Raw genomic sequence first — 26,515 nt, forward strand, 5'->3', positions numbered from 1 at the left:
GTGACTAAGCGTGCTGCACAGGGGAAACGATAGTGTAGAGTTTCATATTCGTTATACGAATAGAAAAAGGATAATAAGGACATGCCTTTCAAAACGGATTTTGATGCATTCATGAGTGAGTGTTGGCAGCATCACGAAACACAGCCCGAACAAACTTATGCTCAATTGGAAACGGCTCTGAGTGAGGTGGAAAACGTTAGCCACATCGAGCGAATATTCGCATTGATGCTGCACACCGCGATTGGTCACCTCCAGTGCCCAGAACAGTTTCTTACCTGTTTAGAGCACTTTGATGAACGCAAGGTTGCCGAGAGTTCGGCATTGCAACGCAGTATTGCCGTTGCGCGCTTTTTCGTTGATGGCACTGACTGTGTGGGGTTGTTAGCAGAGCAAGACCAACGCCGAGTTTACGCTCTGATTTCGAATGAACTTTCTGCACTTACTCAGCTTGAGCTGGCGAGCCAACGGCTGGCGAAAGCCGCGCTAGGTATGACACCACAAGATGCTAAAGGGCCGCTAGCGCGCTCTATCGCAATCACGGCAAACAACTTGGCGTGTCAGTATGAAGCGCTGGCTGAGCGCACGGATATGGAAAAATCGAGGATGCTAGAAGCGGCCAAGCTCGCGTTGGACTACTGGAAAGTGGCGGGTGGTTGGATGCAAGAAGAACGTGCAGAGTACCGCTTAGCGATGAGTTTACTCAAAGCGGGTGAAGCCGGACAAGCCAAGCAGCATGCCGAGCGCTGCGAAGCCATTTGTCAGCAAAATGGTGGTGACGCGTTTGAGCTGTTCCATGCGCATGATTTGCTGATGCAAGTGCACTTCCATCTTAGCCAGAAATATAAAGCTCAAGTGGATGTGGGGATGCAGCAATACTGCACAACGAGTTCGTTGACATGATCTCAACGTTGAATAAAAAAGCCCCGAGCGAATGGCTCGGGGCTCATATTTTGTAAGTTCACTCATTACACGATGTTGATTATGCTATTTGCGCTTTTGCCTGGTATCGTCCTGGTTTATGGTTCATCGCCAAAATCAAGTTTGTCGCCACGGCACCCAGGACGGATAGAGCGATAAGGTGCACATCCACAATGAACAGCGACATCACTACGATGGCACAATCGAGCGCCATCTGAACTTTACCAGCTCGAATCCCAAAACGTTCCTGAAGGTACAACGCTAGAATGTTAAAACCGCCTAAACTCATCTTGTGACGGAAAATCACCAACATACCTATTCCAATTAACCCACCACCTAGAAGTGCTGCATAGAAAGGTTCGATTCGTGAAATTTCAATCACATGGTGCAGATGATCGACCGCAAAAGAAACAATCGAGACCGCAATGAAGGTATTAATGGTGAAGCGCCATCCCATGCGCATTACAGACAAAATATAAAAAGGGAGGTTGAGAGCGAAAAATATCTGACCAAAGCTGAAGTCACTCACTTTGGTAAGGAAGATCGCCAAACCAGCCGTACCGCCAGTGAGCAATCCTACTTTGCTGAAAAATATTACCCCAAGCGACACTAACGCACTGCCGAGCGTCAGAGCCAAGAGGTTCTCTCTTAGGCTATGATCTTTATCCATAAAATTTTTTCCTTGGTTTAAAAAACGCGCCGGAGACAACACGTCCATCCAACGCGATAAACAGTTGCCAAAGTAGCAACTAACAAATCGGCCAATAAAATGTCGCGAAAAGTGATGAATGTCGAGTTTTTGGACAAGATTGTGCTGATGCTAGCCTGTTTAACATAATGTACACAGGTAGAAAAACAACAAGGAAAAGTTATGATTAAGACAGTCGGCACTACCCAAATCAACGCATTACATCGACTGAGTTGTCACTGCGGAAAAGTTGAGCTGGAACTTGCATTACCTAATGGTATTGAGAAGCCGAGACGATGTGATTGCTCCATGTGTCGACGTCGCGGCGCGATTGTGGCATCTGTGCCTCTGAATGGTATTCGTATCGTGCAAGGCGAAGACGTTTTGAAGCTGTATCAATTTAACACTCGCACAGCGAAGCACTTTTTCTGTGGCGAATGTGGTATTTATACGCACCATCAGCGTCGCTCTGACCCGAGTGAGTACGGCTATAATGTCGGCTGTTTAGAGGGCGTCAACCCATATGAATTGGGAACTATCGAAGTGATGGATGGCGTTAACCATCCATCCGACAGTTAGGTTATATCGCAAGTTAAGCGCCTGACTCACGGTGCTTTTAGGTAAATAAACCGCTATTCATCCACAAGTGCACTGCAATACTGGCGGCATAACCCAAGGCGATGACGGGAGCCCATTTTAGGTGGCCAAAGAAGGTATATTGACCACGCGCGGCTCCCATTAATGCGACACCTGCCGCAGAGCCAATTGAAAGCAAGCTGCCCCCCACACCCGCAGTCAATGTGACAAGTAACCAGTTCCCCATCGACATGCTTGGTTCCATAGTCAGTACAGCAAACATAACCGGAATGTTATCGACGATGGCAGATAGAACACCAACCATCACGTTGGCCCAGACAGGGTTCCATTGGTTGTACATGACGTTTGAAACCAGTTCGAGATAGCCAAGTAAGCTCAAACCGCCGACACACATCACTACGCCGTAGAAGAACAGCAAGGTGTCCCATTCTGCGCGAGATACACGGTGGAACACGTCAAACGGAACGACTGAACCTAAGCGTTTTAATGCGTGATCGTCGCCATTGGCAATTGCCATGGCCGCTTTTTTTGCCAAGGAATGTTTGAGTGTTTGGCGTAAGAAGTAGCCGAAAAATTGTAAGTAGGCCAAGCCCATCATCATGCCCATAACGGGTGGGAAGTGCAGCAAAGCGTGGAAAGAGACTGCGGTGGCAATCGTCAGAATGAATAGTGCGACAATGCGTCTCGCGCCGCGTTTCAGTTCTACGTGTTGGTGAATCGTATTCGGTTTGGTGTTTGGAACAAAGAGTGACATCAAAAATGCAGGAACCAAGTAGTTCACCAGTGACGGGACGAATAACGGGATGAATTCAGCAAAGCTGACATGCCCGGCTTGCCACACCATCAGGGTCGTAATGTCACCAAATGGGCTGAATGCACCGCCAGCGTTGGCAGCGATAACAATGTTGATACAGGCAAGATTCACGAATCTAGGATTATCACCAGAGACTTTCATCACCACAGCGCACATCAAGAGGGCTGTGGTTAAGTTATCGGCAATCGGTGAAATAATAAAGGCGAGAAACCCCGTCAGCCAAAACAGCTTTTTGAAGCCAAAGCCTTTGCCGACCATCCACGCCTGTAAGGCATCGAAGAGTTTGCGCTCTTCCATAGCATTGATGTAAGTCATCGCTACTAACAAAAACAGCAGCAGTTCCGCGTATTCCAACAAGTTGTGCTCTAGTGCGGATTTGGCGATTTCTGGCTGGTTGTGTTGAGCAAAAGTGTAGCCAATTAGAATCCAAATTAACCCTGCAGCGAGCAGCACAGGCTTGGATTTTCTCATTTTCAGATACTCTTCCAACATAACCAGTATGTAAGCAATCGAAAAGATAATGAGAGCCGCGTAACCGACACCAGAATTAACAAGGTTCAGTTCATTGGTGGGGGCAGCAAAGGTGGCGCTAGAGAACAACAAACAGCAGAAAGCTACAATTGGATAGATTGGCATAGACATTTCTCCTTTGTCTGGTTGGAGAAATATTAGCCACAAATTAATGAGTTAGTTGTGAGAGAGCTCGAATTAACAGTAGGAGTTAGGAAATGATAGTGTGCGCCACTATTTTCTGAGTGACGCAATGCTTGCTGCGCCAAATAAAACCACAGCGGCATACAAACCGTAAGTTAACCAATGGCTAATCTCTAAAAAAGGAACGAGTCCTTGACCTGCCCACATACAGCCTCCGTTTAATGAGCAATGTTGTAATAGTCGAGCCAATTTAAAGGAAATGAACAATGTTTTTTGTGAGTGACGGCAAATTCTGAAGGATTAGAAAGTCAAAAATTGGTCAGTGAGAGAGAAATCTCATTTTTAACTGGCTAGCTCTAACCCTTTTGAGCTAGAGCTAGCTATATCGAGCGCTGAATGGATTTAGCGCAGCAGCCATTTTCTCAACGGAGAAGCCTCAATTGCTTTCACAAGTATTGTGGTTGCGACAATCGTTGCAGGATAAATAAATGCGTCTTTCGCGAGGTGTTGCAACCCGATAAATCCAGCGACATTCATCATTATAATTATCACAAGCAGATGGCTAACATAAATGCCTAACACGCTAGGAGATAGTTTGAATACCCAAGGCATATCGCCAAAATGTGGGTGGACTAACAGCCACATGAAGACACCCAGGGCCCAGATAACAGTACCAAACAGGAAGTCGTGAGAATTAAAAGCGACCTCGTGTTGCATTAGCCAATAAGCTTCACCAAAATGCAGCGCCATACCAAGAAGAATGCATCGAATCGTATTGTTTCGCGACCATCGCCATTGTTCTTCTCGTGCTAGATAACCCAGTGTTACCAGCAAAGTACTGAAAAACGGCCCATTACGAGTAAAGAAAGGCGCTGGCAGATCGGTAATGGTCGAATAACTGCCAGCAAACACGCCGTATATGTATAGCAATACGGCGGTTGGCAGTACCAATTGAGCCATATTGATATGCACGAGGAAGGCAATTAAGGCAACGGCAATGACCAGAGCTGGAATAAACCACAGGTGAACGAGCCCGCCTTCGACGAGTGAATTGAACGGGGTCGACATTAAGTAGCCCCAGTAGCCCTGCCTTTCGGCGAGATACCCCGCCTCAGCGACAGTTTGCCACTGGAATGGCATCAATAAACTGATCACGCTCCAAATGAGCCAAACCTTCATCAGTGGTTTGGCGTAGTTTTTTAGTGTTTCGATAGGTGCGCGGCTTAACTTGGGCTGGATAAGATAACCAGAAATGAGAAAAAACAGTGGCACAGCAAAACGAGCCAATTGGTTGAGCATATAGCCAACCCACGGTATTCCATCCCATTGCCAGTATGTCAGGGCCATCTGGCAGTGCAATCCTATAATTGCAAACATCGCAATAATACGCGCAAACTCTAAGCTGGCTATTTTTTGTTTCTTTGCCATTACATTACTTACCTAAATAAAAAAACTTAGGTGAAAGTAGCAGGTTGTGGCTGAATTAATGCGTGAAAAAGTCAACAGACTCGCGCTTACACTGAAGCTGTGTTTAAATTTAAGACTTACTTCAAACTTCTTAATTATTAACCCATTAACCAACTCAATACGTGATTAGCGAGTCGAAAATGACACTAATGTATGGTTAGACCAGTTAACTCTAGATTGCAAAAAAGAACGATCGTGCTAAAAATAAGATTATGCAAAAAGGAAAAGTGACAAAAGAGTTTATTCTGCAACGGGCTTTTGAGATCGCCAGCGAAGACGGATTAGAAAGTCTTACGATTGGTGAGTTAGCCAAGCAATGCGGTATGTCGAAAAGTGGTCTGTTTGCCCACTTCAATTCGAAGTTGAATTTACAACTATCGGTATTGGAGCACGCCAATAAAGTGTTCGCCGCCCGAGTTATTGAGCCTGTTCGTGAAGCAGGGGATGGCAATATCGAACGTAAAATTCGAGGGTTGCTCGACTCTTGGATGACTTGGAACCACGCATTTCAAGGAAGTTGTATGTTTCTAGACGCTTGGAATGACACGGCAGATAAAGATTGCCCACTTCAGGCCGGACTGCGTAAATCCATAGACACTTGGCTGAGCTATTTGGAGATCCAAATAACGAAAGGCAAAGAGAAGCAAGAATTTGCAGCAGACTTAGATACACGCCAAGCAACGTTTGATTTATACGGTCTTTATTTGAGTGCGCATGTTTTTTACTCAATTAAAGGTGAGGAAGAAAGCTTGCGCCTGTTTTGGCAAGGGATCGACAACTTATTTTCTCGCTGGAAAGGCTGATACCAGTTATTCGCTTTCCAGATTTGTAGACATAAAATCATAAAGAGCGGCTGAGTTCGCTCTTTCTTATCAGCATAAAAAGCACGACCGTTCTATTTTTGTGCGTAGCTGATAGTTAAGGACATAATCATGAGTGAAAAAATTTACTTTAATACATCGCAACGTTTCAGTATTAAGCGCAGTTTGGTGAACATCAGTACGCGTTTACACCATACGCTGGCCCCTTCCCATGCAAAGAATACCGCGCGTAAGTTGCTCCTGACACCTGCTCGCACAGCACCTAAAAACACCGAACCTCAAGGACTTGCCAAAGGTGAAATTAAAGGACATGCAGGCATTATCAAAACCTACACTTTGGGCTCTGGACCTATTTGGGTGTTAACTCATGGTTGGTCTGGCACCGCAAGTCAGTTTTATCCGTTGATGGAACATATTGCGTCGAAAGGTTTCACCGCTTTGGCATACGATCATCCAGCACATGGTGAGAGTGAAGGGCAGTATGGGCACATTCCGGGTTTTGTCAAAGGGTTAGAAGATGTGTTAGATACGGTAGACGATATTGTTGGTCTAGTTGGGCACAGCATGGGCACCGCTTCTGCTCTTGAGTGCAGACATAGCAAATTAGAAAACAAGCCTTTACTGCTTATTGCACCGGTATTGAATTACGTAGAGAACCTATTCGGTAGCATTGCGCGTTCAGGTTATTCGATGAAGCTTTTTAATGCTGTGGTTTCAGAAGTTGAAGATCAATTTGGTTACCCATTACAGTCAATTGATCCGCTAAAGCGTTTGGCTGAGCGCTCGTCTCCAGCCATCATTGTTCATGATGAGCAGGATAAGTTCACTAAGTACAGTATTTCTGCACAAGCCGCTGAAGAGATTGAAAATGTTGAGTTAGTGACAACGCAAGGTCAAGGCCATGGCCGAGTGATGAAGTGTGCACAAGTCTTCAGTAGTTTTGACCGTTTACTCGATCGTTCTTGGTAATCTTCATGCTTGCTAATTGGCTCGATCCGTTTTGGGCTAATTCGATTTGAAAGTAATACCTCGGATGGTTTTTCGTCTATGGTATCGCTTTTCTCGTTATGAGATAAAAACAAAAAAGGACAGCCGAAGCTGTCCTTTGATCGTTAACTTTACAGAAAGTCTGCAAGGTTGGGCTTAGTTACAGTTAGCTACGCCAACTTCTTTCCAAACGCCCCATTCGCCAGATTGGCTAGGATCGTCACCCTGAGTCCACCATTTCGCTTCCCAAGTTTTACCTGCATGAGTGACTTGGTTGCCGCCTGTGTACACTGCGCTTGCATCCCATGCGTTGTCACAGGTACCAGGGTTTGGATCGGTGGTATGCTGTGCAACAACAACAGTTGCGCTTGCCGTTGAAGACGCTTTGCCATCGCTCACACTTACGGTAAAGCTTAGGCTAGTGTCTTGCGGGTATTCAGCAGCAGTGAAAGTTACTTTAGAACCTTCAACCGTTGCGTTCAAACCTTGAGGCAGCGTCCAGTTGAAAGTAAGAGTATCGTTGTCTGCATCGCTAGAGGCTGACGCATCTACAACCACAACGTCACCAGCGTTTGCTGTTGCTGGAGCAACAACTTGCGCTACTGGTGCATTGTTCGCTGGGTCAACCACACCTGCTGGTTTCACCGTTACTACAACAAGGTCAGATGCCGCTGCCCCTTCGTTGTCAGTCACCGTTAACTTGAAAGTTAATTGCTCCTCAACAGTAACTTCTGCTGCATCAAAGCTTGCTTTCGCAGTGTTGGCGCCAGCTAGTACCACTGCAGTGCCAGAGACTTGCTCCCAAGCGTAGCTTGCGATAGTGCCGTCAGAGTCTTTCGATAGGCTGCCATCTAGAACCACACTTGCAGGGCCAGTTACAGATTGATCTGCGCCAGCAGCTGCGGTTGGTTTACGGTTTGGTTGAGGAACTACACCGCCAGCCATACCTTCGTGCATTGCGTTGAGAATGTCGCCGTTATCCGCGTCGATTTCCCAAGAGAATAGACCCGCAAGACCTAGAGACTTAGCGTAGCTACCTTTTGCTAGCACTGAACGGTGGTCATCAAATGTGATCAACTCGCCCGTAGTACGGTTCCATACCCATGGTGCTTCTGCTTGTGCATCGTAGCCGTACTCGAAGCCGTTAATGCCAGTGTTGTTGGCACCTAGCATGAATGACTTAATGCCTTTGTAGTCAATTACGCCATCTTCCCAAACACCTTGCGCTGTACTGCCCTTCAGTTTACCTGTAGCAGTACCTGTCATTGGGTCATTTGGATCGGTTAGCGTATCTGGAGTTACGCCTTCCCAGCCACGACCGTACATTGCTGTACCAAGTACTAGCTTGTTCGCAGGAACGCCTTGAGCAAGAAGAAGCTGGATGCCGTTATCTGCTGTGTAAGCAGGACCTTTGTACGGTTCGCCGTTCTCATCAACGCCACTACCGTCACACTGACCAGGGCGCATGAATGAACCACAGTAAAGCGCAGTCTGGTGACCAGGAACGTTGTTCCAACCGCCATAGAAGTCGTAAGTCATCGCGAAGATGTAGTCCATGTATTGAACCGCATCTGCATAGTCTACGTCTTCAATCTTGTCGTAACCGACACCGATAGCTGACGTTAGCTCGTAAGTACGGCCTGTCTCAGCTTCTAATTCATCAAGCATCACGCGCAGTTCGCGCATCAGTGCGATGTAAGCTGGGCCATCGTTTACAGGGTCGCCCTTATCCGCGGCTGCACCGCCACCACCAGGGAATTCCCAGTCGATATCAACACCGTCGTAGAATTTCCAAGTTTTCAGGAACTTCTTAACCGATGCGACAAATGTGTCTCGGTTTTTCTTGTCCACGAAATCGAAGAATGGGTCAGACAGCGTCCAGCCACCGATAGATGGGATGATTTTTAGATCAGGGTTACGTTGTTTCAATGCCATTAGCATTGCGTAGTTACCCTTGATAGGTGTGCTGTATTCATGACCAGCTTGTGGGAAGCTCTTCTGATAAGCGGCCCAAGGGTCGTGGATCACGACTTCGTAGTCAGGCACACCTGTACAAGCGGTTTGTAGTGCATTGAAACTGTTGCCGCCAACAGACTTCACAGACTCATTTGGGCCACAAATTGGGATAAAACCGTAAAGGATGTGAGTCAAGTTGTCGACTGGCATGTTATCGACCGTGTAGTCACGACCATAGATGCCCCACTCAACAAAATACGTACCCATCACGACGCTTGGATCGGTATTGTACGTTTTGTTGTTTGGATCAACATTCATCGTCAGTGGCTTCAAGTGAGAACCATCGGTATCTGCAATCGTGATTTCAGCTGGTGCGCTTTTCGCACAACCTGTCGCATCACACGCCTCGATTTCCATTTGGTATAGGCCGCCCTGACCATATTCAAATGTCGCTGTTGTTTGGCTACCAGTGATTGGGCCGGTTGCTACTTTTGCACCATCAAAATAGACGTTGTAAGTATCACCTGGCGTGCCACTCCACTGGTTAAACTTAACAGTGATCTTCGCTTGCTCATGGTATTTCACCATGTCGTAGTAGCCTGACGTGGTTTCCATCGCGAGTTCAATTTTAGAAAACTGAAGGTTGTTGGAACCGTACATATCGATACTTGGCGCGGTTGGAGCCGCAACTGCAGCACCTGATAGTGCTAAAGCAACGCCAGCTGCACATAGGTTAAATCGAATCATAACTTCTCTCTCAATCCTTGGATTCATGTTCTACCTAGAACATAGGCTGCTCTTGCACCAGATAAGATGATTGGATTTACTCCATGTGCAAAAGCATCACACTCAGCATTTCAGAGAGTTTTTTTTCGTCAAAAAAAATTAAGACGGTTTTCGAGGCACTTGAGAGAACTTAACTAAAACTCGCACTCTGTTACACAGAAAGTGTCAGACTGAGTCAATAATTTATAAAATCTCAGCAGAAACTAAAATTATTGTTTACTCAGTAGCGAGTGTGATAAATGCGATGAATACCTTATTTCATTGTTTATTAAGGTTTTGTTTCATCGAAATAGAAAGAGAATTGAAAGGAGAAATAGCCGTGAAGACGTGCTAGTCACGGCTGAAATGTTCACTTAATGCAGCGCGACGTTTTGAAGCCGCTCCGGTTTCTGAGCCTTGAACGGTATGCTCAAATCCCTTACGGATGAATCGTTGATCTGGAATAAGAGGCTCAATACGGCGAATCTGAGGTGAAAGGTGAGAGCCCGAGAGCTGGTACGCGGTTTTTCCTAATCCAGTGTTCAACGTGATGACCTTTCCATCGAATTCAAATTCCGTCGTGATGAGTCGATGGTTTCGATATACCCCATCTTCTGTGAAAGTCAGACGTTCTGTTTGGTAGGGTGGCGCGCCGATCTCAATCCACTCGCCGTAGACTTTTTTCGGGTCAATATGGTCTTGATAGGATAGGTGGATTTGATAGCTGAAAAACGTCAAAAGACCCACCCCGAAAACGGCAAATGCGCTTTTGAGGGCTTTGGATTGGTGGCGAGCCCAAAATGAAAGTTTTGGTTCCTGTCTTGTTTTCCGCCTTCGGCGAGCTGAGTCCGTCATTGGTCTACTTTTCTTCCCTTTTTTAATATGGTGGAAACCTTCCTTCTCAAAAACAAACAATCCCGCCATTAAGACTAAGAAATTATGATCTAATGTCCACTTTTACATTCGGATACACTCTTATTGATGGTTTTATTGTTTGCTAGCGTTAACTAATTCACCGACTTTATCTCACTAATTACGTCGTCTGGTTAAGCCTAGAAAAAGGTGGCCTCGCTCAGTAGCAAAGGATGTGCTTTATAACGTTGAGCTTAATGGCTTTCAGAGCTTGAGTAACAGGAAGAAACAAGGTAAAAAAGAGCGGACTTTTGATAAGGAAACCAATAATGAGTATTAAGGAAAATAGCTATTTTGCAGGTAGTGTAAAATCACTAGGCTTTAACCAGAATGATCAGGACGTTAGCGTTGGTGTAATGCTTCCTGGTGAATACACGTTCGGCACTCAAGCGCCTGAGCGTATGACGGTTGTAAAAGGTGCACTTGTGGTCAAGCGTGTCGGCGAGAGTGATTGGACGACTTACCAAAGTGGTGAGTTTTTTGAAGTGGAAGGGAACTCCTCATTTGAGCTTCAAGTGAAAGACGCGACTGCGTATTTATGTGAGTACTTCTAAAGCGTCCTTTTTGCCTGTAACAAAGCCACCTTCGGGTGGTTTTTTCGTCTATGTCCTTCACTTATAACGCATCTTTTGGTTATTTGGGTATATACTTAATAAAAATGTACCCATTGGCCAGGGAGGAAGTGATGGCAGTACAACGCAAGCATTCTGATCTCCCTCCTCGTTACGAGGACAAAGATCTCACCAATGAGCAAAGACATCGTTTTACCGAGGTCGCCAATGCAGCCCATAAGAGACGTGAATTCTATCGACGTGCTCTAGGAAAAGGCTTAATGGGCAAAGTGAAGGACCGTGCGTTTAAAGGCCAATTCGGTCGCCAGCAAGATAAGCCGAGCAGAGTGCTGCAAGCTGTGTGGCTAATCGTATTTCTGGTGCTGGGGCTATGGGTGATGCATGTATTCGCTTAACCGTTAGCAAGCTTCTGACACAGCCGGCGTTTCAGAGGCTGACTTCTCTTCGGTATTGCAGTGTTCGTAATACGCGTATTGGTTTTTCCCTGTGTGTTTAGCCGCATACATTGCTTTATCTGCGCACCGAGTCAATTCAGATAAATCCTTCGCATCTTGTTTGTAGATAGCAGCGCCCACACTCATTGTTAACTCGTTAATCATATCGTAGCTTCGGTAGCCTTTTGGGAATAGATTCACAATACGCTTCAAAATGCTGTCGAGGTCATCTTTACTGTTTATGTCGTACAGCATGAGCACAAACTCGTCGCCCGCAAATCGAGCGATGGAGTAGTCGTGTTTGTCGGTTTTTCTGTCTTTATGGCGAACATTGTTTTTTAATCGAGTTGCAAAGGCTTGAAGCACTTGGTCACCAATATCGTGTCCGTAGGTGTCGTTAATATGTTTGAAGTTATCAATATCTAGGAAGACCAGAGCAGTGATACTGTCATCAGATGAATGGTTGATCTCATCGAGCTTTGCTCGCGCCCAAGTTTCAAAGCTCCAGCGGTTGGCAAGCCCTGTGAGTTGGTCAAAATACGCCAACTCTTCAATCCCTTCACGATAAAGTGTTTGAATGTAGTTGAGGACTTTTGTGTAGTAATACGAGAATGTGTGACACACAAATGCAGTTGCTATCAGGGTCAGCATAAATCGTCGTTCTATGATGTCACTGGCTGTTGGTAGCCGATCTAAAAAAACGACGCCAAAAAAGATCAGTAAGATATAGGTGCCACTAAACAGCAGACCGACTTTAAACTCATTGATCAGCACCAGAGTGGCGACAATGGGGTATAGCCATAATAGTTTACCTGAGGGGGCATCGTTATACAGAAGTAGCAATAACCCTTCGAACATCAAGACTGCACTCAGCCATAGGTCGGCATATTGATGATGTCGTTGGACCTTTATTACATAACTGATACCTAAACAGGCTAAGGCACACAGAGCATGGAAAAAGCTTAATCCCCAATTATCCTCAAACAATTGAGCAATGGAGCCATAAGTTAAACATGCCGCGGCGATACTGGAGCATAAAAAGACAATTTTCTTTTTTCTTGTTGAGCGGATATCCGCCATTTCCTCTAAGCGTGCTCCAGCCAATGTCGACATTACGTATCCTTGCTTAATTAACGTGTACGCTTATTCTAGGCGGTATTTTAGCGATGAATAGAACAACAAAGTTTCCAAATGTGATGTCAGTCATTTTTAGTATGGGCCTAGAAGTGTGGTTTGGTGAGAGTGCTCAAAGCTCAACAAAGGCTTATAAAGTTTTCCATGGCGGATCTTTATGGCTTCAGATGGTTCGATTAATAATTCAAAGTAATGCATTTCCACCGCCGTATTTGCAGGATCTATCCTGACTCAACTCTGTTAGGAGTAGCATGAACTGCGCCTTCTACCTATTGAGCTCATTGTTCGTCAATCGACGATCTCTAAATTCCGGCAATGAGTTTTTCGTTGTGAAAAAGCATTAGAAATATTTTTCCGAAACAGATCGAAATATTGTTGTCGTTGTGACCAATATGCGACTAGAATCCGCGCTAAATCACGACCTCATATCGAGCTTCATTCGAGTTACTCTTTTTCCAAACTGCTTCACACATTTTGTGAGGCAGTTTTTAGTTGTAGGAAAGGTTAAAAACATGCCTAAAAGCCAAAACATCAACCAACGAATGTCCATCGTGGCATTGGCTTGGCCGATTCTTGTCGAAATTTTGCTACGGACGGCTTTAGGAACCAGTGACGTGTTCATGCTGAGTGGCTACTCAGACAAAGCGGTATCCGCTGTTGGTGTGATCACGCAGATTACCTTTTTCTTAATCATCGTTTCGACGTTTGTCAGCAGCGGAACGGGGATTTTGATTGCCCAATACAACGGCGCTGGGCGCGAGCAAGAGTCTGTGAACGTCGGCGTTGCAAGTATTGCGCTGTCCGTGATTGTCGGTGCGTTCTTGAGTGTGATTGCCGTGCTTGGCGCGATATTCCTGCTCCCGTATTACGGTTTGGAGGCACAAGTCGAGCAATACGCACGTGAATATCTGCTGATCAGCGGTGCGATGACGTTTAACGTTACGATTGGCGTTGTTTTTACGACCATTCTGCGTAGCCATGGCTATTCGCGCTCTCCAATGGTGGTGAACTTGATCTCGGGTGTGTTCAACATCATTGGTAACTATATTGCGCTTTACCAGCCATTCGGTTTACCTGTGTATGGTGTGCAAGGTGTAGCAATAGCAACCGTCGTCAGCCAAGTCATCGGTACGTTAATGTTATGGTTTATTCTCGCTCGCAGCAGCATTGAACTACCAATGTCGACCATGAAACAAGTGCCCGCAGAAATTTACAAAAAGATCTTAAAAATCGGCGGTATGAACGCGGGTGAAGTGCTGTCTTACAACGTGGCGCAAATCTGCATTGTGTACTTTGTGGTGCAAATGGGGACGGCATCGTTGGCGGCTTTCACTTATGCACAAAACATTGCCCGTTTCTCGTTTGCTTTCGCGTTGGCAATTGGTCAGGCTGCGCAAATTCAGACTGGTTACTACATCGGCAAAGGTTGGGTGAGCAGCATTTTAAAACGCGTACAAATCTACTTCTTAGTGGGATTTGTGGCATCAACGGCGGCAACCACACTGGTTTACCTGTTTAGAGAAGAGATTCTGCGCGTATTTACCGATCAACCAGAAATACTCGCATTGGCAGGTTCGTTAGTCATGGGCTCAATTTTGCTCGAGGCCGGACGTGTGTTTAACCTGATTTTTATCGCGGGGCTCAAAGGCGCGGGTGACATCAAGTTCCCAGTGCAAATGGGGATTTTGAGTATGTGGGGACTAGGCGTGTTTTTCTCCTACATCTTTGGCATCCACATGGGTTATGGCGTTTTAGGGGCTTGGATGGCAATCGCTCTCGATGAATGGGTGCGTGGTATCATCATGGCAAGGCGTTGGCGCTCTCAGGTGTGGACCAAGTTTAAGGTGAGCTAACGGTTTTCGGTATTGCGCATCACGCTTATTCTGTTGTTAGAAACCCAAAAAGGCACTGTTAGTCAGTGCCTTTTTGTTATTTAAAATCTGGAAGAAGTTAGAATTCGCACTCAGCTTTGAACACCATGCGCTCTTTGCTGTATGGATGATCCAGCTCTAGCATCTCAGCATGCAGGTGTAAGCGATTCGCTTTTTCGCCGTATAAACCATCACCAACCATTGGCATGTTTAACCCCATGTGATGAGCACTGTGTACACGTAGTTGGTGAGTTCGCCCGGTTTTCGGATACATGTATACCTTGCTGCGTCCATCTTTGACTTCAATCAGTTGCCAGTAGGTTTCTGCATGTTTACCGTGTTCAAAACACACCAGTTGACGTGGGCGGTCGTCTGGGTCACCACGCATTGGCAGTGAAATTTCTCCTTCCGGCTCGTTCAATACGCCTTCGAGTAGTGCCATATAACGTTTTTGTACGCCGCGAGCCATAAACTGTTTTTGCAGACTTTTGTTCGCGCGTTTAGTTAAGGCAAACACCAAAATGCCAGAGGTCGCCATGTCGAGGCGATGAATCACAAACGGCCCTTCCACATCAGGGAACATCGCTTGTAGGCGCGTATAAGCAGAGTCCTTGATAGTTTTACCTGGCACTGAAAGTAAGCCCGAGGGCTTGTTGACGACGACCATAGCGTCGTCTTGGTAGATTATCTCTAGTTCTTTGTCTTCTGCCCAATTCTCCGCCAATGGGTTAGGTTCTACATCCAGCCCTTGCATCATATGGCCCAAAATCGGCTGACATTTGCTATTACACGATGGGTAGAATTTTTTGTGTTGGCGAACTTCAGACTTTGGCGAAACACCCCACCAAAATTCTGCCAGCGCCAGCGGTTTGAATCTGTGTTTAAATGCGTATTGGAGCAGTTTTGGCGCAGCACATTCCCCCGCACCTGCTGGTGGGATTGGGTTTGTGGTGTCCGCAAAAATGTCCACCAAGTCGCGTGCTTCGCCATGGCTGTTTAGGAAGCGGTATTGTTTATGCAGTTTGTGCTGTAAAGCGTTGGAGAGTGTCTTGCGCTGCTCTTTCAGGTGAGCAAGTTGCTGCTCTAACTCAGCCAATCGCGCTTCTTTGATTGCAAGCTTTTCATCCCACGCTTGCTTTAAGTATTTGAGAACATTTTTCTCGGCGACACTTTGCTTACCCAATTCATCCAACAAGATTTTGAGATCATCGGCATTGAGCGTTTGCTCTCCCTGTTGGCGCTGTCGTTTGCGTGCGGCGCGGCCGTCTATCATCACTTGGCGCTGTGTTTGCTCTTCTTGCTGATAAGCGGCTCGGTCGGCTTGGATTTGCGCTTTAAGATCTGCCAATTCCGGATTCGCAGCACAGGTTTTGTACTCCGCATTGGCGGCGTTGATGGCATCCGTTTCTGCGCGGAAGAAGCCTTCATCGGTCAGCATGTCGTACACAGGAGGGACAAATCCTGGAATCAAGTTTTGGTCAGCAATTTTGCCAGAAAATGCACTTAAAAAGCCGAGCTCGCCTTGAGGGCTTTCTACCAGCAATACGCCAAACATTTTGCCTCGCCCCGTTTCTTCATTAACCAAACCAAAATCGTGTTCGAAGTCGGTTTGCGCTAATAAGTGCTGTTGCAATTGCTTTGCGGCCAAAACGCAAAGAGGATGCGGCGTGTAGTAGAACGGAAACGTAAACTGCGTTGGTAATTCATAGTCAGAAGTATCAGCAGTAAAACGTGTAAAACAATGTTCAGGCGAGTGCATGGTGGGTATCCGCGCGAGTAAAAATTCGAGCGAGGATTGTACCTGTTTGAGTCAGGATTGCCATGTCGGTGTTGGCACTCGCTCTTGGCTTAAGAACAAGAGCGAGTGGGGAAGAGCTTATTGCAGTTTTCGTAATGCAAGCTTCCACTGTGCCGGTTTGTCGTAGTAGGTCGAGTGCGGCAAGGTCAAGTACTCGCCATTTACTTCTGCAATCAGGGTTGGATAACCACCAACGTGTAACTGGCGCATCAACTGTCGGCTGGAGCGAATTCTTTCGTTTAGCTCGGCTTCGCTTAACGTCATGTTTTGCTCCCACGCATCGTTTGCTAAGCCTAGCGATTCTGCAATGGCTTTGAGCGTCGATGCTTCATTTACTTTTAACCCGAGCTGATAATGCGCGGATTGGATGGCCTTTAGCATGTGCCATGGATTCAGCCCCATTTTCTCCGCACTCAAGATCGCTTGTGTGGGTAGATAAGAATCAAGAACAAACGCATCTTCGCTTTTCACGCGTTGCAGATATGCTTCACCAAACGTTGCTCCGGTTTCGGTTGCGATACGAGCGTCACTGTTGATGATGTGCTGACGAAATTCAGGCTCAATCGCGCGTTTCTCAATCATGCCGCCGGGATGAAGCACTACCTTAAATTGAGAGGTGTCCATCAAGGCTTCGATGAGTGGTGATGCCCCGTAGCACCAACCACACATGGGATCGAAGAAGTAATGCACGGTTACCATGACATTTCACCAGTATGCACTTTTGCACCGATTTCTAGCGCGATTGGTAATTGAACTTCTGGGTATTTCGCTGACATGGTGTCAATGAGTTGAGCGCTGTTATTGCTGTGTTTTTTCGCTTGCTGAAAATCCTGCAAGTATTGTTGCGAGTAGCGAATGGTGTCTGCGTTCAGCTTTGTGCCTGCTTTCATGTGACCAGGAATGACCACTTGAGGTTTAAGCGCAAGCATCTCGCTAAGTTGTTGCTCCCAAGCATTGATAGCGGTTTGGTCAGCGGCATCGGCCATCCACAAATGTACGTTTGAGTACACGGCTACGTTACCTAGAATCGCTTTGTTATCTGGAATCCATAGGTAAGGGCGGTGTGCTGATGTGCCATGGTTACCACGGATTTCAATCTTATGACCTTCTAGCTCTAATGATGCTTTATCGTACGCGACAGGGATCACTGGTTTTACCGGTGCGTTTGCGCCAAGCTTTGGCCCCCAGTACGCCAGCTTTCCAGCCAATTTCTCTTTAATAATTTTTTGAACCGCAGGCGTTGTGATGATCTGCGCATCAGGGAACTGTTGGTGTAAGGCCTCTGCGCCAAAGTAGTAATCTGGGTCCGCTTGGCTGATAAAAATGGTTTTAAGTGTTTTGCCTGAGTCCAGCACTTTAGCGGCAATGCGCATCGCGTCAGCTTTGGTGAAGCCAGTGTCGATAACCATGGCGTCAGTCTCACCGTATACCAAGGTTGAGTTTACGTGGAAGCTGTTACCGTCGGCGTTGTAAACCTCAAGAGTAAGGGGAGAGTGGTTTGCCGCTAGAACAGGGCTTGCCATTAAAATGGATGCAGCAATCAAAGTGAATTTTTTCATAATAAGCTCCTAAAGAATTTGGGGCCAAGCGACCATGGCTTGGGAACGGGAGCTATATTAGGAAATTGATACGCTCGGAAAAATACACAATAATGTGCATCACTATTTCTTATTTCGAGCAAATGTATGGACAGAGTAACGGCAGCAAAAGTATTTGTGGATGTGGTGTATTCTGGCAGTTTTACCGCGACCGCCGAGCGGTTAGACATGTCTCGGCCAATGGTGACTCGTTATGTAGAGGCGATGGAGAACTGGTTGCAAACTCGTTTGTTGCACCGCACCACGCGCAAGGTGTCGCTCACCACCGCAGGGGAGCGCAGCTTGCCTCAGATTGAGCGCTGGTTAAAACAGGCCGATACGTTGACGTCGAACATTGCCGTTGATGGTGAGCTGTCCGGAAAAATCCGTCTCGCGTCGAGCACTTCATTTGGGTTCTCACAGTTGATCCCAGCAGTAAACAGTTTTATGCAAAAGCACCCCAAAGTGCATATAGACATAGATCTGCAAGACTCAGTGAGTGATCTAACCGAGCAACGCATCGATCTGGCAATCCGAATTGCGTCAGATCCCGATCCTTCTTTGATTGGTAAGCCGATTGCGGTGTGTGAATCGGTGTTGGTGGCATCGCCACAATACTTGCAAACTCACCACGCGATCGCGCATCCGCGAGATTTATCTTCACACGACTGTTTGGGTTACAAAAACTTTGAGCGTCACGTGTGGCATTTGTCTCAGGGCGACCTGTTCGAATCGGTGGGAATTGAGTGTCGCCTAACCAGCAATGAGGCCACGGCGTTATTGCATGGCGCTTTACAAGGCATGGGTATTTCGATGTTGCCAACCTATTTGAGCAATATCTATCTGCAATCGGGTCAGCTTGAGTCGGTGTTGCCGAATTGGAAGCCAAATGATCTCAACATTTACGCGCTGTATTCATCGCGTAAACACTTGTCTCCTGCGGTGAGAGCTTTCATCGATCACAGTGAAGATTACTTTAAACTACACCCTTGGTAATCGCGAAAGGCGTCGTCATCCCGACTTGAGATTCATACAAGATCCTGTACCTTACATGGATTATATTTTCGCAGCGTCATTTAGAGTTTTAGTTAATGTCACAAGTTCGCATCAAATTTATTGCTTCCGATATGGACGGCACTTTGCTTGACCAATACGGTCGTTTGGATCCAGAGTTTTTCGATCTGTTTTTGCAATTGGAAGAGCAAGGTATTTTGTTCTCCGCTGCGTCTGGTCGTCAGTATTACAGCCTGCGTGACACGTTCGCGCCAATCAAAGATCGAGTGTTGTATGTGGCCGAAAACGGCACCTTGGTGATGTACCAAGACAAAGAGCTCTACAGTTGCACCATTCCTAAAGCGGAAGTGGCGGAGATTGTGAAAGCGGCTCGTGAAATTGACGGGGCGAACATCGTATTGTGTGGCAAGCGCTCGGCGTACATCGAAACGCATGATCAGCAATCACTGGAAGAGTTTCAAAAGTACTACCACCGCTGTGAATACGTGCCGGATTTGCTTGAGGTCGAAGACGAGTTTATTAAGGTGGCAATTTGTCACTTTGACGGTTCGGAAGAGCTCCTGTTCCCGACCATGAACGCGAAGTTTGGCGCAACGCATAAAGTTGTGGTGAGCGCAAAAATTTGGCTGGATGTGATGAATGCCGAGGCGTCTAAAGGCGCGGCCATTCAGCACCTTCAAGAGACGATGAATTTTACTCCGGCAGAAACCATGACGTTTGGTGATTACCTCAACGACCTCGAAATGCTGCAAGTCAGTGAGCATTCGTACGCGGTTGCTAACGCGCATGAAGAGATTAAGAAAATCGCTCGTTATTCTGCGCCAAGCAACCAAGAGGCTGGGGTACTAAAAGTGATTAAAGAGAAAGTGTTAGCGAAGTAACGCTCATCCTTTCGATGTTCTTTTCTTGTTAACGTAAAAAGCCCCGCAGTGCATGCGGGGCTTTGTTTTTTTGTGTGTGTGGTGGGAGGGGGTAGTAATGTTCCCGTTTTTTAGCGCACGTACTTAGCGGTTGCGCTGACCAAAAAGTGCTGCAACTTTCCATTCGATTTTGGTACCCACAAGTCGTTGTGGTATTGGTAGATACGGCCATTGACGGTCACAGACAAGGTGTTATCACCCGTTTGTTCCATGCGAATAAACTGATCCGAAGTGACCAAAAACGGCTCTTGCTCTTCAATGCTCTGGCCAGTTGCCAATACGAAGTAGCCGAATCGGTTGCCAGCATCCGGATCGGTTGAGTAGATTCGATGCCCAACGAGGCTGTAGTCGTCGTTGAGTGCCTGCTCAAGCGTTTTTTGCCCGATGGTTTCGTGCGATGGAATAAATACCCAAGCCAACACACCTGCCGCAATGACTGCCAGTAGAAGCAGTATTTGCATGAACTTTCTCATCATAAATACCGTTTAACGTTGAAATTTCATTTTGTACATGCGCTTATCCGCTATGCTGATAAGAAAGTCAACATTGTTACTGTCTTTTGGGTATTGCGCTAAGCCCATGCTGGTTGATAGTGTTGCGACGTTGTCGGAATTTAGTATTGGCGCATCAAATACCGCATTGATATGCTCACGAACGCCTTCTTCATCAACATGCTCCCCTTCGAGGATGACGGCGAACTCATCGCCTCCCATGCGATAGACGGTAAAATCATTCAACGCCATAGATTTAAGCCGTCTAGCAATTTCACGCAGTACGGTGTCTCCCACTTGGTGACCGTGTGTATCGTTGACACTTTTAAAACCATTTAAATCTAAAATCCACAGAGAAAAAGGCCTTTTCTCTTGAGTGAGCTCATTTAGGTTGATAAATAGTGCATTGCGATTTCCAAGATGAGTCAGTGGGTCGCTGAGCGCCAGTTTTCTATGGAAATGGGATTCACGATAAAAGAAATAAGTCAGAGACAGGATCGACAAAACGAATGTAGCAAACAGCATATACTGCGCTTGCATTAACCGTTGCGTTTCTCCTTTCTGTGCCTCATAGACTTTGCTGCTTAGGCGAAAGTTCTGATTAACGAAATCGACCAAGCTTAAGTACAGTGTTTGAGTGGATCGATAAAATTGAGCCGCAGCTTGGCTATCGCCAGTTCTTGCTTCAACTAATTGCGCTTCCAGCCCCTGAAATTCCTCAAAAAGATCAATGAAATACTGATGCATATTATTTCGAGAGAAAAAAGTGTAGGCTTCATTACTACTAATTAATAAATCGAATCTACTCCAGGCCAATTCATATTGCAGCTCTGCACCTTCGATATTTAATACATTTTCATCGACTCGTCTCGCTTCTCCGACAAGCTCCGAAAGCTCTTTAGAGAGTTGGAATAAAAACCAGGTTGCTTGTTTTTGCTCATTATTAAAGTTTTGTGACAGTGCGCGTGTCTGCTGCAGAAGCAATACATTTGCGAGAAGCAAAGAAGTGGCAAACACCACAAGCAACATTTTACTGGTTGTAGAGTATTGTGGTGCTCTCTGCTTTTGATAGGTGGGTTCTGATAACTTCATTCTTATTATTTTGCTTTCATCTCATTTACTTGCCAGACCATTTGCGCGTGATATTTATTGTAGTTGAGCTCAGGATAGAGACTAAGAGAGTATATTATCCAAAATGGCCCCTTATTCCTGACTTTTATATAGTGTTGATCTTGTTGGTAAGCCAGTATTGGTTGGTATCTAAGAATGTCTTGTCGAGACAGTGTCGAGTGATAGTCATTCAAGCTACTGACATCAACTTGTTCTGGCACTTTGCCATAGACGTGGGTGAGGAGCGTGCTAAGTTTGACCCCAAGAAATTCAGAAGAAGCAGGGATCCAAGGCAGCGTGGTTGTGTAGCTGGTGGTTGGTAAAGATTGAATCTCTTCCAGTTTTAATGTGACACTAGGTTGTTGGCTACTGCTAAATACGATCGTACTTGCAGATAAGAATGGCGCAACAAAAAACAGACCTAGCGCGACTATCTTTTTCATCATATGCCCTTTGAGTTTTATTCTTTTTGCTGAGCTAGGACAAAGGTGCTAGCGGTACTTTATTTGTAATTGTAATAATAGAGCCAACCGGATGAGATTTTATAATATGTTATGTTTGAAAAGTAACTGTCGGTTTACTGTACGTCAAGGTTATTAAGTGACTTCTTAATTAAAAGGTCAGAAATATGCGTTATTATTTCGCTCTATAACGAATTCGTGTCAGTTCGCAGATTTTTAATGGAAATTAATCCTATTTTCAACCGATGAATTGTATTGTGAATGAGAATTAGAAGGGTTAATGATTGAGGTATAAGCAAATCCGATTTCATCCTTACATTGTTCTCTATCTTTATTCCAATGTTATTTAAGATTGGTATGTTAATACGCACCAAAAATAAAGCCACCTAGGTAGGTGACTTTATTTTTTAATTCATCAAGTTACTTCTATGAATTAGGCAAACAAATACTTCGCATGGAAGTTGAGATGATCGTCAATAAAGCTTGAGATGAAATAATAGCTATGGTCGTAACCAGATTGCATTCTTAAGTTCAGGTTTGAATCATGCACTTTTGCTGCAGCAACCAGCGCTTCTGGCCTAAGTTGCTCGTTAAGGAAGCCATCAGCATCACCTTGATCAACCAAAATAGGAAGTGGTGATGGTTTTTGCTTGAGAAGCTCACTTGCATCGTATTGTTTCCAGCTCTCAATATCTTTGCCTAAGTAAGCAGTAAAGGCTTTTTGTCCCCAAGGGCATTGGACTGGGTTACAGATAGGGCTAAACGCCGATATTGAGCGATATTGTTCTGCGTTTTTCAGACCAATGGTTAATGCTCCGTGACCTCCCATGCTGTGCCCAGAAATGGATTTTACTTCTGAGACAGGGAAATTGCTTTCAATGATCTCTGGTAACTCTTTAGTCACGTAATCGTACATGAAGTAATGCAGTGACCAAGGTGCTTGAGTCGCATTAAGGTAAAAGCCAGCTCCTTTACCCAGGTCATAGCTTTCATCGTCAGCGATACCTTCGCCTCTTGGACTCGTGTCCGGAGCAATGATCGCAATGCCAAGCTCGGCCGCCATACGAAATGCGCCCGCTTTCTGCATAAAGTTTTCATCGGTGCAGGTTAAGCCCGACAACCAGTACAAAGCGGGTACGGGGTTCGATTTAGTGGCATTCGGTGGTAAGAAAATCGCAAAGCGCATCGTGCAGTTTAGGGCTTTGGATTCGTGTGTATATTGTTTGTGCCAACCGCCAAACACTTTGGCCTGGCTTACATTTTCAATGGTCATGAATAAACTCTCTAACAACAGAATGAATTCAGGCTCCCCAAAAGGAGAGCCTGAGGTAGCATTATTGATCCATATGAATAACAGTACGGATGCTCTTACCTTCGTGCATCAGATCAAACGCTTTGTTTACGTCAGCCAATCCCATTGTATGAGTAATGAACTCTTGCAAGCCAAACTCACCAGCCATGTAACGGTTTACGATTTCTGGAAGCTCAGAGCGGCCTTTAACACCACCGAAAGCCGAGCCACGCCATACACGACCAGTTACGAGCTGGAATGGACGAGTTGAGATCTCCTGACCTGCCCCCGCAACACCGATGATCACCGACTCACCCCAACCTTTGTGACAACACTCAAGTGCCTGACGCATCACGTTTACGTTACCGATACATTCGAATGAGTAGTCAACACCACCGTCAGTCATTTCAACAATCACTTCTTGGATAGGCTTGTCGAATTTCTGTGGGTTAATCACATCGGTTGCGCCTAGCTGTTTTGCAAGATCGAATTTGCTTTCGTTGATATCGATACCGATGATGCGGCTTGCACCCACCATGCGTGCACCGATGATCGCTGAAAGACCGATACCACCCAGACCGAATATCGCAACCGTGTCGCCTTTTTCAACTTTTGCCGTATTCATAACTGCGCCCATACCGGTTGTTACGCCACAACCTAACAGACACACTTCTTCAAGTGGTGCATCTTTGTTTACTTTCGCTAGCGAGATTTCAGGGAGTACCGTGTACTCAGAGAAAGTAGAACAACCCATGTAGTGGAAGATGGTTTCACCGTTGATAGAAAAACGGCTCGTGCCATCTGGCATCAGGCCTTTACCTTGTGTTTCACGCACGGCCTGACAAAGGTTGGTTTTGCCCGATTTACAGAACTTACACTCGCCACATTCTGCGGTGTACAGTGGAATTACGTGGTCGCCTACCTTAACGCTAGTGACACCTTCGCCCACCATTTCAACAATGCCGCCACCTTCGTGACCAAGAATAGAAGGGAAGATGCCTTCTGGATCGTCGCCTGACAGAGTGAACGCATCAGTATGACAAACACCTGTTGCGACGATGCGCACTAGCACTTCACCCGCTTTAGGAAGCTGTACATCCACTTCTTCCATTTTCAGTGGTTCGCCAGCGGCCCATGCAACCATTGCCTTGGATTTGATGTGAGTTTGACCAGGTTTGATTTCAACAGTCATTGGATTTTCCTTTATATTCTCAGTATATGGAGTGACGTAATAAGCGTAGTTAAGGTTTGCTTACTGCGCTGCGTCGTTTTGTTGGTATCTATTCTAGGTGTTTCAATAAAAATGATAATCCGTCCATTTTGAAAATGATTTTTACATATACGTAATAATGGTAAGGTAAGCAGATTATAAGAGTGTGACGTCTCCTCAACGCGGCAGGGAAAGCGGAAAGGCAGTTGACCTGAAGTTAGCTAGAGGGGCTAGAGTAGAACGCAATCAACCCATCAGCGAAGTAAGAGTAATTATGAACAAGACGGATCTGAATGCCTATTTAACCAAGCTCGGTTTGCCAAGAGAGCTACCTGCCGATTTAGAAACATTACACAAAGTACACGCGGCACAGCACCGCAGCCTGCCGTTTGAGAACTTTGATATTGCCTTGCAGCGCGGCATCTCTGTTGAGATTGAAGACATCATTCAAAAAACGGTGTATCACTCTCGCGGTGGTTACTGCTTTGAATTGAATGGCTTAATGCTTGAGGTACTCAATACTCTCGGATTTGAAGCACGCAGTTTACTAGGACGTGTGCATGTGTCGGGCACACCAACGGGCCGTAGTCATCAAATCACGTTGGTGACGCTAGATGAACAAGCATGGATTGTTGATGTGGGCTTTGGCTCCAATACGCCGCGTGCGCCATTGCCGTTTATCCTCAACCAAGTGATTCAGACGGATTTACAAACCTTCCGCTTTGTCGAAGATGCTCAGTTTGGTTACTTCCTTCAAGTGTTGTCAACGGATGGAACGGACACATGGAACAACCTTTATAGCTTCGATTTAGAGTTTGTGTTTGCGGGTGATATCGCGTGTGGCAACTTTTTTACTTCCACTTCTCCTCACTCGCGTTTTACCAGCGCAAGAGTTGCGGCGAAAGCAACAGAAAGTGGGTTGGTGACATTGCTTAACTACACACTCAAATACACCAGCCAAGGTGAGCAGACAGAATTGGAGTTAGAGCCAGGCCAAGCCTATCTGGATGCATTGAAAGAATACTTCGGCATTGAACTTGATGCGCAGTACGGCGATCTTCGTCCGTTGCCTGATGCGTAAAATTCTCCCGTTTTCAAAGCGTAGCGCGACGAGAACATTTTCATCACTATTTGTCTAAAAGAGGTCGACAGGAATACAGCATGGCGAATTGGGAAGGGGTCAGCGAATTTGTTGCTGTGGCGGAAACCAACAGTTTTACCGGAGCAGCAGCTAAGCTGAAAACATCGGTGGCACAAATCAGTCGTCGGGTATCAGCACTTGAAGAACGACTTGCGGTGAAATTGCTGCATCGCACGACGCGAAAAGTCTCCCTGTCTGAAGCCGGACAACTCTATTACCAGCAGTGTAAACATTTGGTGGAAGGGTTAGAACTGGCCGAGCTTGCCGTAACGCAAATGCAGACCGAACCGCGCGGTTTGCTGCGCGTGACGGCTCCTGTGACGTATGGGGAAATGAACCTCGCGCCGCTTTTGCATCAGTTTTTGGAAAAGTACCCCCGTGTAGATCTTGATTTAGTGCTGACCAACCAAAAGCTGGATTTGATTGAGCAAGGTGTGGACGTGGCGATTCGTCTTGGCCGCTTGCAAGATTCCAGCATGATCGCCAAGCGCCTTTCCTCACGTCAAACCTACGTGTGTGCCAGTCCGATGTATTTGGAGCGTTTTGGTGAGCCACATACGTTGTCGGAATTGGGACGGCATCAGTGCTTGGTTGGCTCGGTCGACTATTGGCACTTTAAGGAAAATAAACGCGATAAATCTTTACGCGTGTCGGGACGAATTAAATGCAACAGCGGTTTTGCTTTGGTGGACGCAGCGAAACGCGGTCTGGGTTTAGTGCAGCTGCCGGATTACTACGTTCAAGAAGCGTTAGACAGTGGTGAGTTGGTCGAAGTGCTGACCGATTACCGCGACGATCGCGAAGGCATTTGGGCGCTGTATCCGCAAAGTCGCAATTTGTCGCCAAAAGTGCGGTTATTGATCGACTTTTTGGCGCAAGAGCTTGTTGATTAGCGGTTTAAAGTGCCTCATT

Annotated in this window: 25 protein-coding genes; 11 read left to right on the top strand and 14 right to left on the bottom strand. The window is 46.1% G+C overall.

Features of this window, described 5'->3' with window-relative positions:
* Nucleotides 1-81 precede the first annotated feature (81 nt).
* Nucleotides 82-900 (top strand): hypothetical protein, encoded by an 819-nt coding sequence (locus L3V32_RS14190; protein ID WP_237284559.1) that lies wholly within the window; start codon nt 82-84, stop codon nt 898-900.
* A gap of 79 nt (nt 901-979) precedes the next feature.
* Here L3V32_RS14190 and L3V32_RS14195 read toward each other — a convergent pair whose 3' ends face one another.
* Complete coding sequence (locus L3V32_RS14195; RefSeq protein WP_006740933.1) at nt 980-1,588, bottom strand: YitT family protein; 609 nt, start codon at nt 1,586-1,588, stop codon at nt 980-982.
* Nucleotides 1,589-1,789: 201 nt separating this feature from the next.
* On the opposite strand from L3V32_RS14195, the gene L3V32_RS14200 reads away from it, so the two are divergent.
* Nucleotides 1,790-2,185, top strand: a complete 396-nt coding sequence (locus tag L3V32_RS14200; RefSeq protein ID WP_167427139.1) for a GFA family protein — start codon at nt 1,790-1,792, stop codon at nt 2,183-2,185.
* 37 nt (nt 2,186-2,222) lie between these two features.
* On the opposite strand, the gene nhaD is transcribed toward L3V32_RS14200, so the two are convergent.
* Together nhaD and L3V32_RS14210 are read right to left on the bottom strand one after the other, a co-directional pair.
* The gene (gene nhaD / locus L3V32_RS14205; RefSeq protein WP_005392020.1) at nt 2,223-3,653 is read right to left on the bottom strand and encodes a sodium:proton antiporter NhaD; all 1,431 of its coding nucleotides are present in this window, start codon (nt 3,651-3,653) and stop codon (nt 2,223-2,225) included.
* A gap of 420 nt (nt 3,654-4,073) precedes the next feature.
* On the bottom strand, nt 4,074-5,099 hold the full coding sequence (locus L3V32_RS14210) for an acyltransferase (RefSeq protein WP_237284560.1): 1,026 nt from the start codon (nt 5,097-5,099) through the stop codon (nt 4,074-4,076).
* A gap of 251 nt (nt 5,100-5,350) precedes the next feature.
* Here L3V32_RS14210 and L3V32_RS14215 point away from each other — a divergent pair, with 251 nt between their 5' ends.
* Both L3V32_RS14215 and L3V32_RS14220 read left to right on the top strand, forming a co-directional pair.
* A complete protein-coding gene (locus tag L3V32_RS14215) occupies nt 5,351-5,941 on the top strand; it encodes a TetR/AcrR family transcriptional regulator (protein ID WP_005392013.1) in 591 nt (196 codons plus the stop codon).
* A 129-nt stretch (nt 5,942-6,070) separates the two neighbouring features.
* Nucleotides 6,071-6,928, top strand: a complete 858-nt coding sequence (locus tag L3V32_RS14220) for an alpha/beta fold hydrolase (RefSeq protein ID WP_005392011.1) — start codon at nt 6,071-6,073, stop codon at nt 6,926-6,928.
* Between the two features lie 174 nt (nt 6,929-7,102).
* On the opposite strand, the gene L3V32_RS14225 is transcribed toward L3V32_RS14220, so the two are convergent.
* Entirely contained in the window at nt 7,103-9,649 is a 2,547-nt protein-coding gene (locus L3V32_RS14225; RefSeq protein ID WP_104973236.1) for a glycosyl hydrolase family 18 protein, read from the bottom strand.
* A 369-nt stretch (nt 9,650-10,018) separates the two neighbouring features.
* Nucleotides 10,019-10,522, bottom strand: a complete 504-nt coding sequence (locus L3V32_RS14230; RefSeq protein WP_046876126.1) for a DUF2850 domain-containing protein — start codon at nt 10,520-10,522, stop codon at nt 10,019-10,021.
* Between the two features lie 326 nt (nt 10,523-10,848).
* Here L3V32_RS14230 and L3V32_RS14235 point away from each other — a divergent pair, with 326 nt between their 5' ends.
* The gene (locus L3V32_RS14235) at nt 10,849-11,133 is read left to right on the top strand and encodes a pyrimidine/purine nucleoside phosphorylase (RefSeq protein ID WP_005392006.1); all 285 of its coding nucleotides are present in this window, start codon (nt 10,849-10,851) and stop codon (nt 11,131-11,133) included.
* A 131-nt stretch (nt 11,134-11,264) separates the two neighbouring features.
* The gene (locus L3V32_RS14240; protein ID WP_041853103.1) at nt 11,265-11,546 is read left to right on the top strand and encodes a hypothetical protein; all 282 of its coding nucleotides are present in this window, start codon (nt 11,265-11,267) and stop codon (nt 11,544-11,546) included.
* Between the two features lie 3 nt (nt 11,547-11,549).
* On the opposite strand, the gene L3V32_RS14245 is transcribed toward L3V32_RS14240, so the two are convergent.
* Nucleotides 11,550-12,698, bottom strand: coding sequence for a GGDEF domain-containing protein (locus L3V32_RS14245; RefSeq protein ID WP_048625526.1), 1,149 nt, complete (start codon nt 12,696-12,698; stop codon nt 11,550-11,552).
* Between the two features lie 533 nt (nt 12,699-13,231).
* On the opposite strand from L3V32_RS14245, the gene L3V32_RS14250 reads away from it, so the two are divergent.
* Entirely contained in the window at nt 13,232-14,572 is a 1,341-nt protein-coding gene (locus L3V32_RS14250; RefSeq protein ID WP_237284561.1) for an MATE family efflux transporter, read from the top strand.
* Between the two features lie 97 nt (nt 14,573-14,669).
* Here L3V32_RS14250 and L3V32_RS14255 read toward each other — a convergent pair whose 3' ends face one another.
* The 3 genes from L3V32_RS14255 to L3V32_RS14265 all read right to left on the bottom strand — a co-directional run bounded on the left by L3V32_RS14255 (nt 14,670) and on the right by L3V32_RS14265 (nt 17,947).
* Nucleotides 14,670-16,349: an RluA family pseudouridine synthase gene (locus L3V32_RS14255; RefSeq protein WP_237284562.1), complete on the bottom strand. Its 1,680-nt coding sequence runs from the start codon at nt 16,347-16,349 to the stop codon at nt 14,670-14,672.
* Between the two features lie 117 nt (nt 16,350-16,466).
* Nucleotides 16,467-17,087, bottom strand: coding sequence for a DsbA family protein (locus L3V32_RS14260; protein ID WP_237284563.1), 621 nt, complete (start codon nt 17,085-17,087; stop codon nt 16,467-16,469).
* Nucleotides 17,081-17,947 (bottom strand): MBL fold metallo-hydrolase, encoded by an 867-nt coding sequence (locus L3V32_RS14265; protein ID WP_237284564.1) that lies wholly within the window; start codon nt 17,945-17,947, stop codon nt 17,081-17,083. Before L3V32_RS14265 ends, L3V32_RS14260 begins: the two co-directional genes overlap by 7 nt.
* Before the next feature lie 126 nt (nt 17,948-18,073).
* On the opposite strand from L3V32_RS14265, the gene L3V32_RS14270 reads away from it, so the two are divergent.
* Both L3V32_RS14270 and L3V32_RS14275 read left to right on the top strand, forming a co-directional pair.
* A complete protein-coding gene (locus L3V32_RS14270) occupies nt 18,074-18,961 on the top strand; it encodes a LysR family transcriptional regulator (protein WP_069486027.1) in 888 nt (295 codons plus the stop codon).
* Between the two features lie 95 nt (nt 18,962-19,056).
* Entirely contained in the window at nt 19,057-19,860 is an 804-nt protein-coding gene (locus L3V32_RS14275; RefSeq protein ID WP_046875603.1) for a Cof-type HAD-IIB family hydrolase, read from the top strand.
* A 110-nt stretch (nt 19,861-19,970) separates the two neighbouring features.
* On the opposite strand, the gene L3V32_RS14280 is transcribed toward L3V32_RS14275, so the two are convergent.
* The 5 genes from L3V32_RS14280 to L3V32_RS14300 all read right to left on the bottom strand — a co-directional run bounded on the left by L3V32_RS14280 (nt 19,971) and on the right by L3V32_RS14300 (nt 24,444).
* Complete coding sequence (locus L3V32_RS14280; protein WP_006740947.1) at nt 19,971-20,360, bottom strand: hypothetical protein; 390 nt, start codon at nt 20,358-20,360, stop codon at nt 19,971-19,973.
* Between the two features lie 24 nt (nt 20,361-20,384).
* Nucleotides 20,385-21,482: a GGDEF domain-containing protein gene (locus tag L3V32_RS14285; protein ID WP_005391988.1), complete on the bottom strand. Its 1,098-nt coding sequence runs from the start codon at nt 21,480-21,482 to the stop codon at nt 20,385-20,387.
* Between the two features lie 5 nt (nt 21,483-21,487).
* Nucleotides 21,488-21,943 carry an oxidoreductase gene (locus tag L3V32_RS14290; protein ID WP_237284606.1) on the bottom strand — a complete coding sequence of 152 codons (456 nt, stop codon included), beginning with the start codon at nt 21,941-21,943 and terminating at the stop codon, nt 21,488-21,490.
* Nucleotides 21,944-22,394: 451 nt separating this feature from the next.
* Entirely contained in the window at nt 22,395-23,234 is an 840-nt protein-coding gene (gene fghA, locus L3V32_RS14295) for an S-formylglutathione hydrolase (RefSeq protein ID WP_237284565.1), read from the bottom strand.
* A gap of 61 nt (nt 23,235-23,295) precedes the next feature.
* Nucleotides 23,296-24,444, bottom strand: a complete 1,149-nt coding sequence (locus L3V32_RS14300) for an S-(hydroxymethyl)glutathione dehydrogenase/class III alcohol dehydrogenase (protein WP_046875600.1) — start codon at nt 24,442-24,444, stop codon at nt 23,296-23,298.
* 292 nt (nt 24,445-24,736) lie between these two features.
* On the opposite strand from L3V32_RS14300, the gene L3V32_RS14305 reads away from it, so the two are divergent.
* Both L3V32_RS14305 and L3V32_RS14310 read left to right on the top strand, forming a co-directional pair.
* Entirely contained in the window at nt 24,737-25,543 is an 807-nt protein-coding gene (locus tag L3V32_RS14305) for an arylamine N-acetyltransferase (RefSeq protein WP_065645258.1), read from the top strand.
* A gap of 80 nt (nt 25,544-25,623) precedes the next feature.
* Nucleotides 25,624-26,496: a LysR family transcriptional regulator gene (locus tag L3V32_RS14310; protein ID WP_020841645.1), complete on the top strand. Its 873-nt coding sequence runs from the start codon at nt 25,624-25,626 to the stop codon at nt 26,494-26,496.
* Nucleotides 26,497-26,515: the final 19 nt, after the last annotated feature.

Source organism: Vibrio sp. J2-4 (assembly GCF_021728155.1).
Classification (GTDB): domain Bacteria; phylum Pseudomonadota; class Gammaproteobacteria; order Enterobacterales; family Vibrionaceae; genus Vibrio; species Vibrio diabolicus.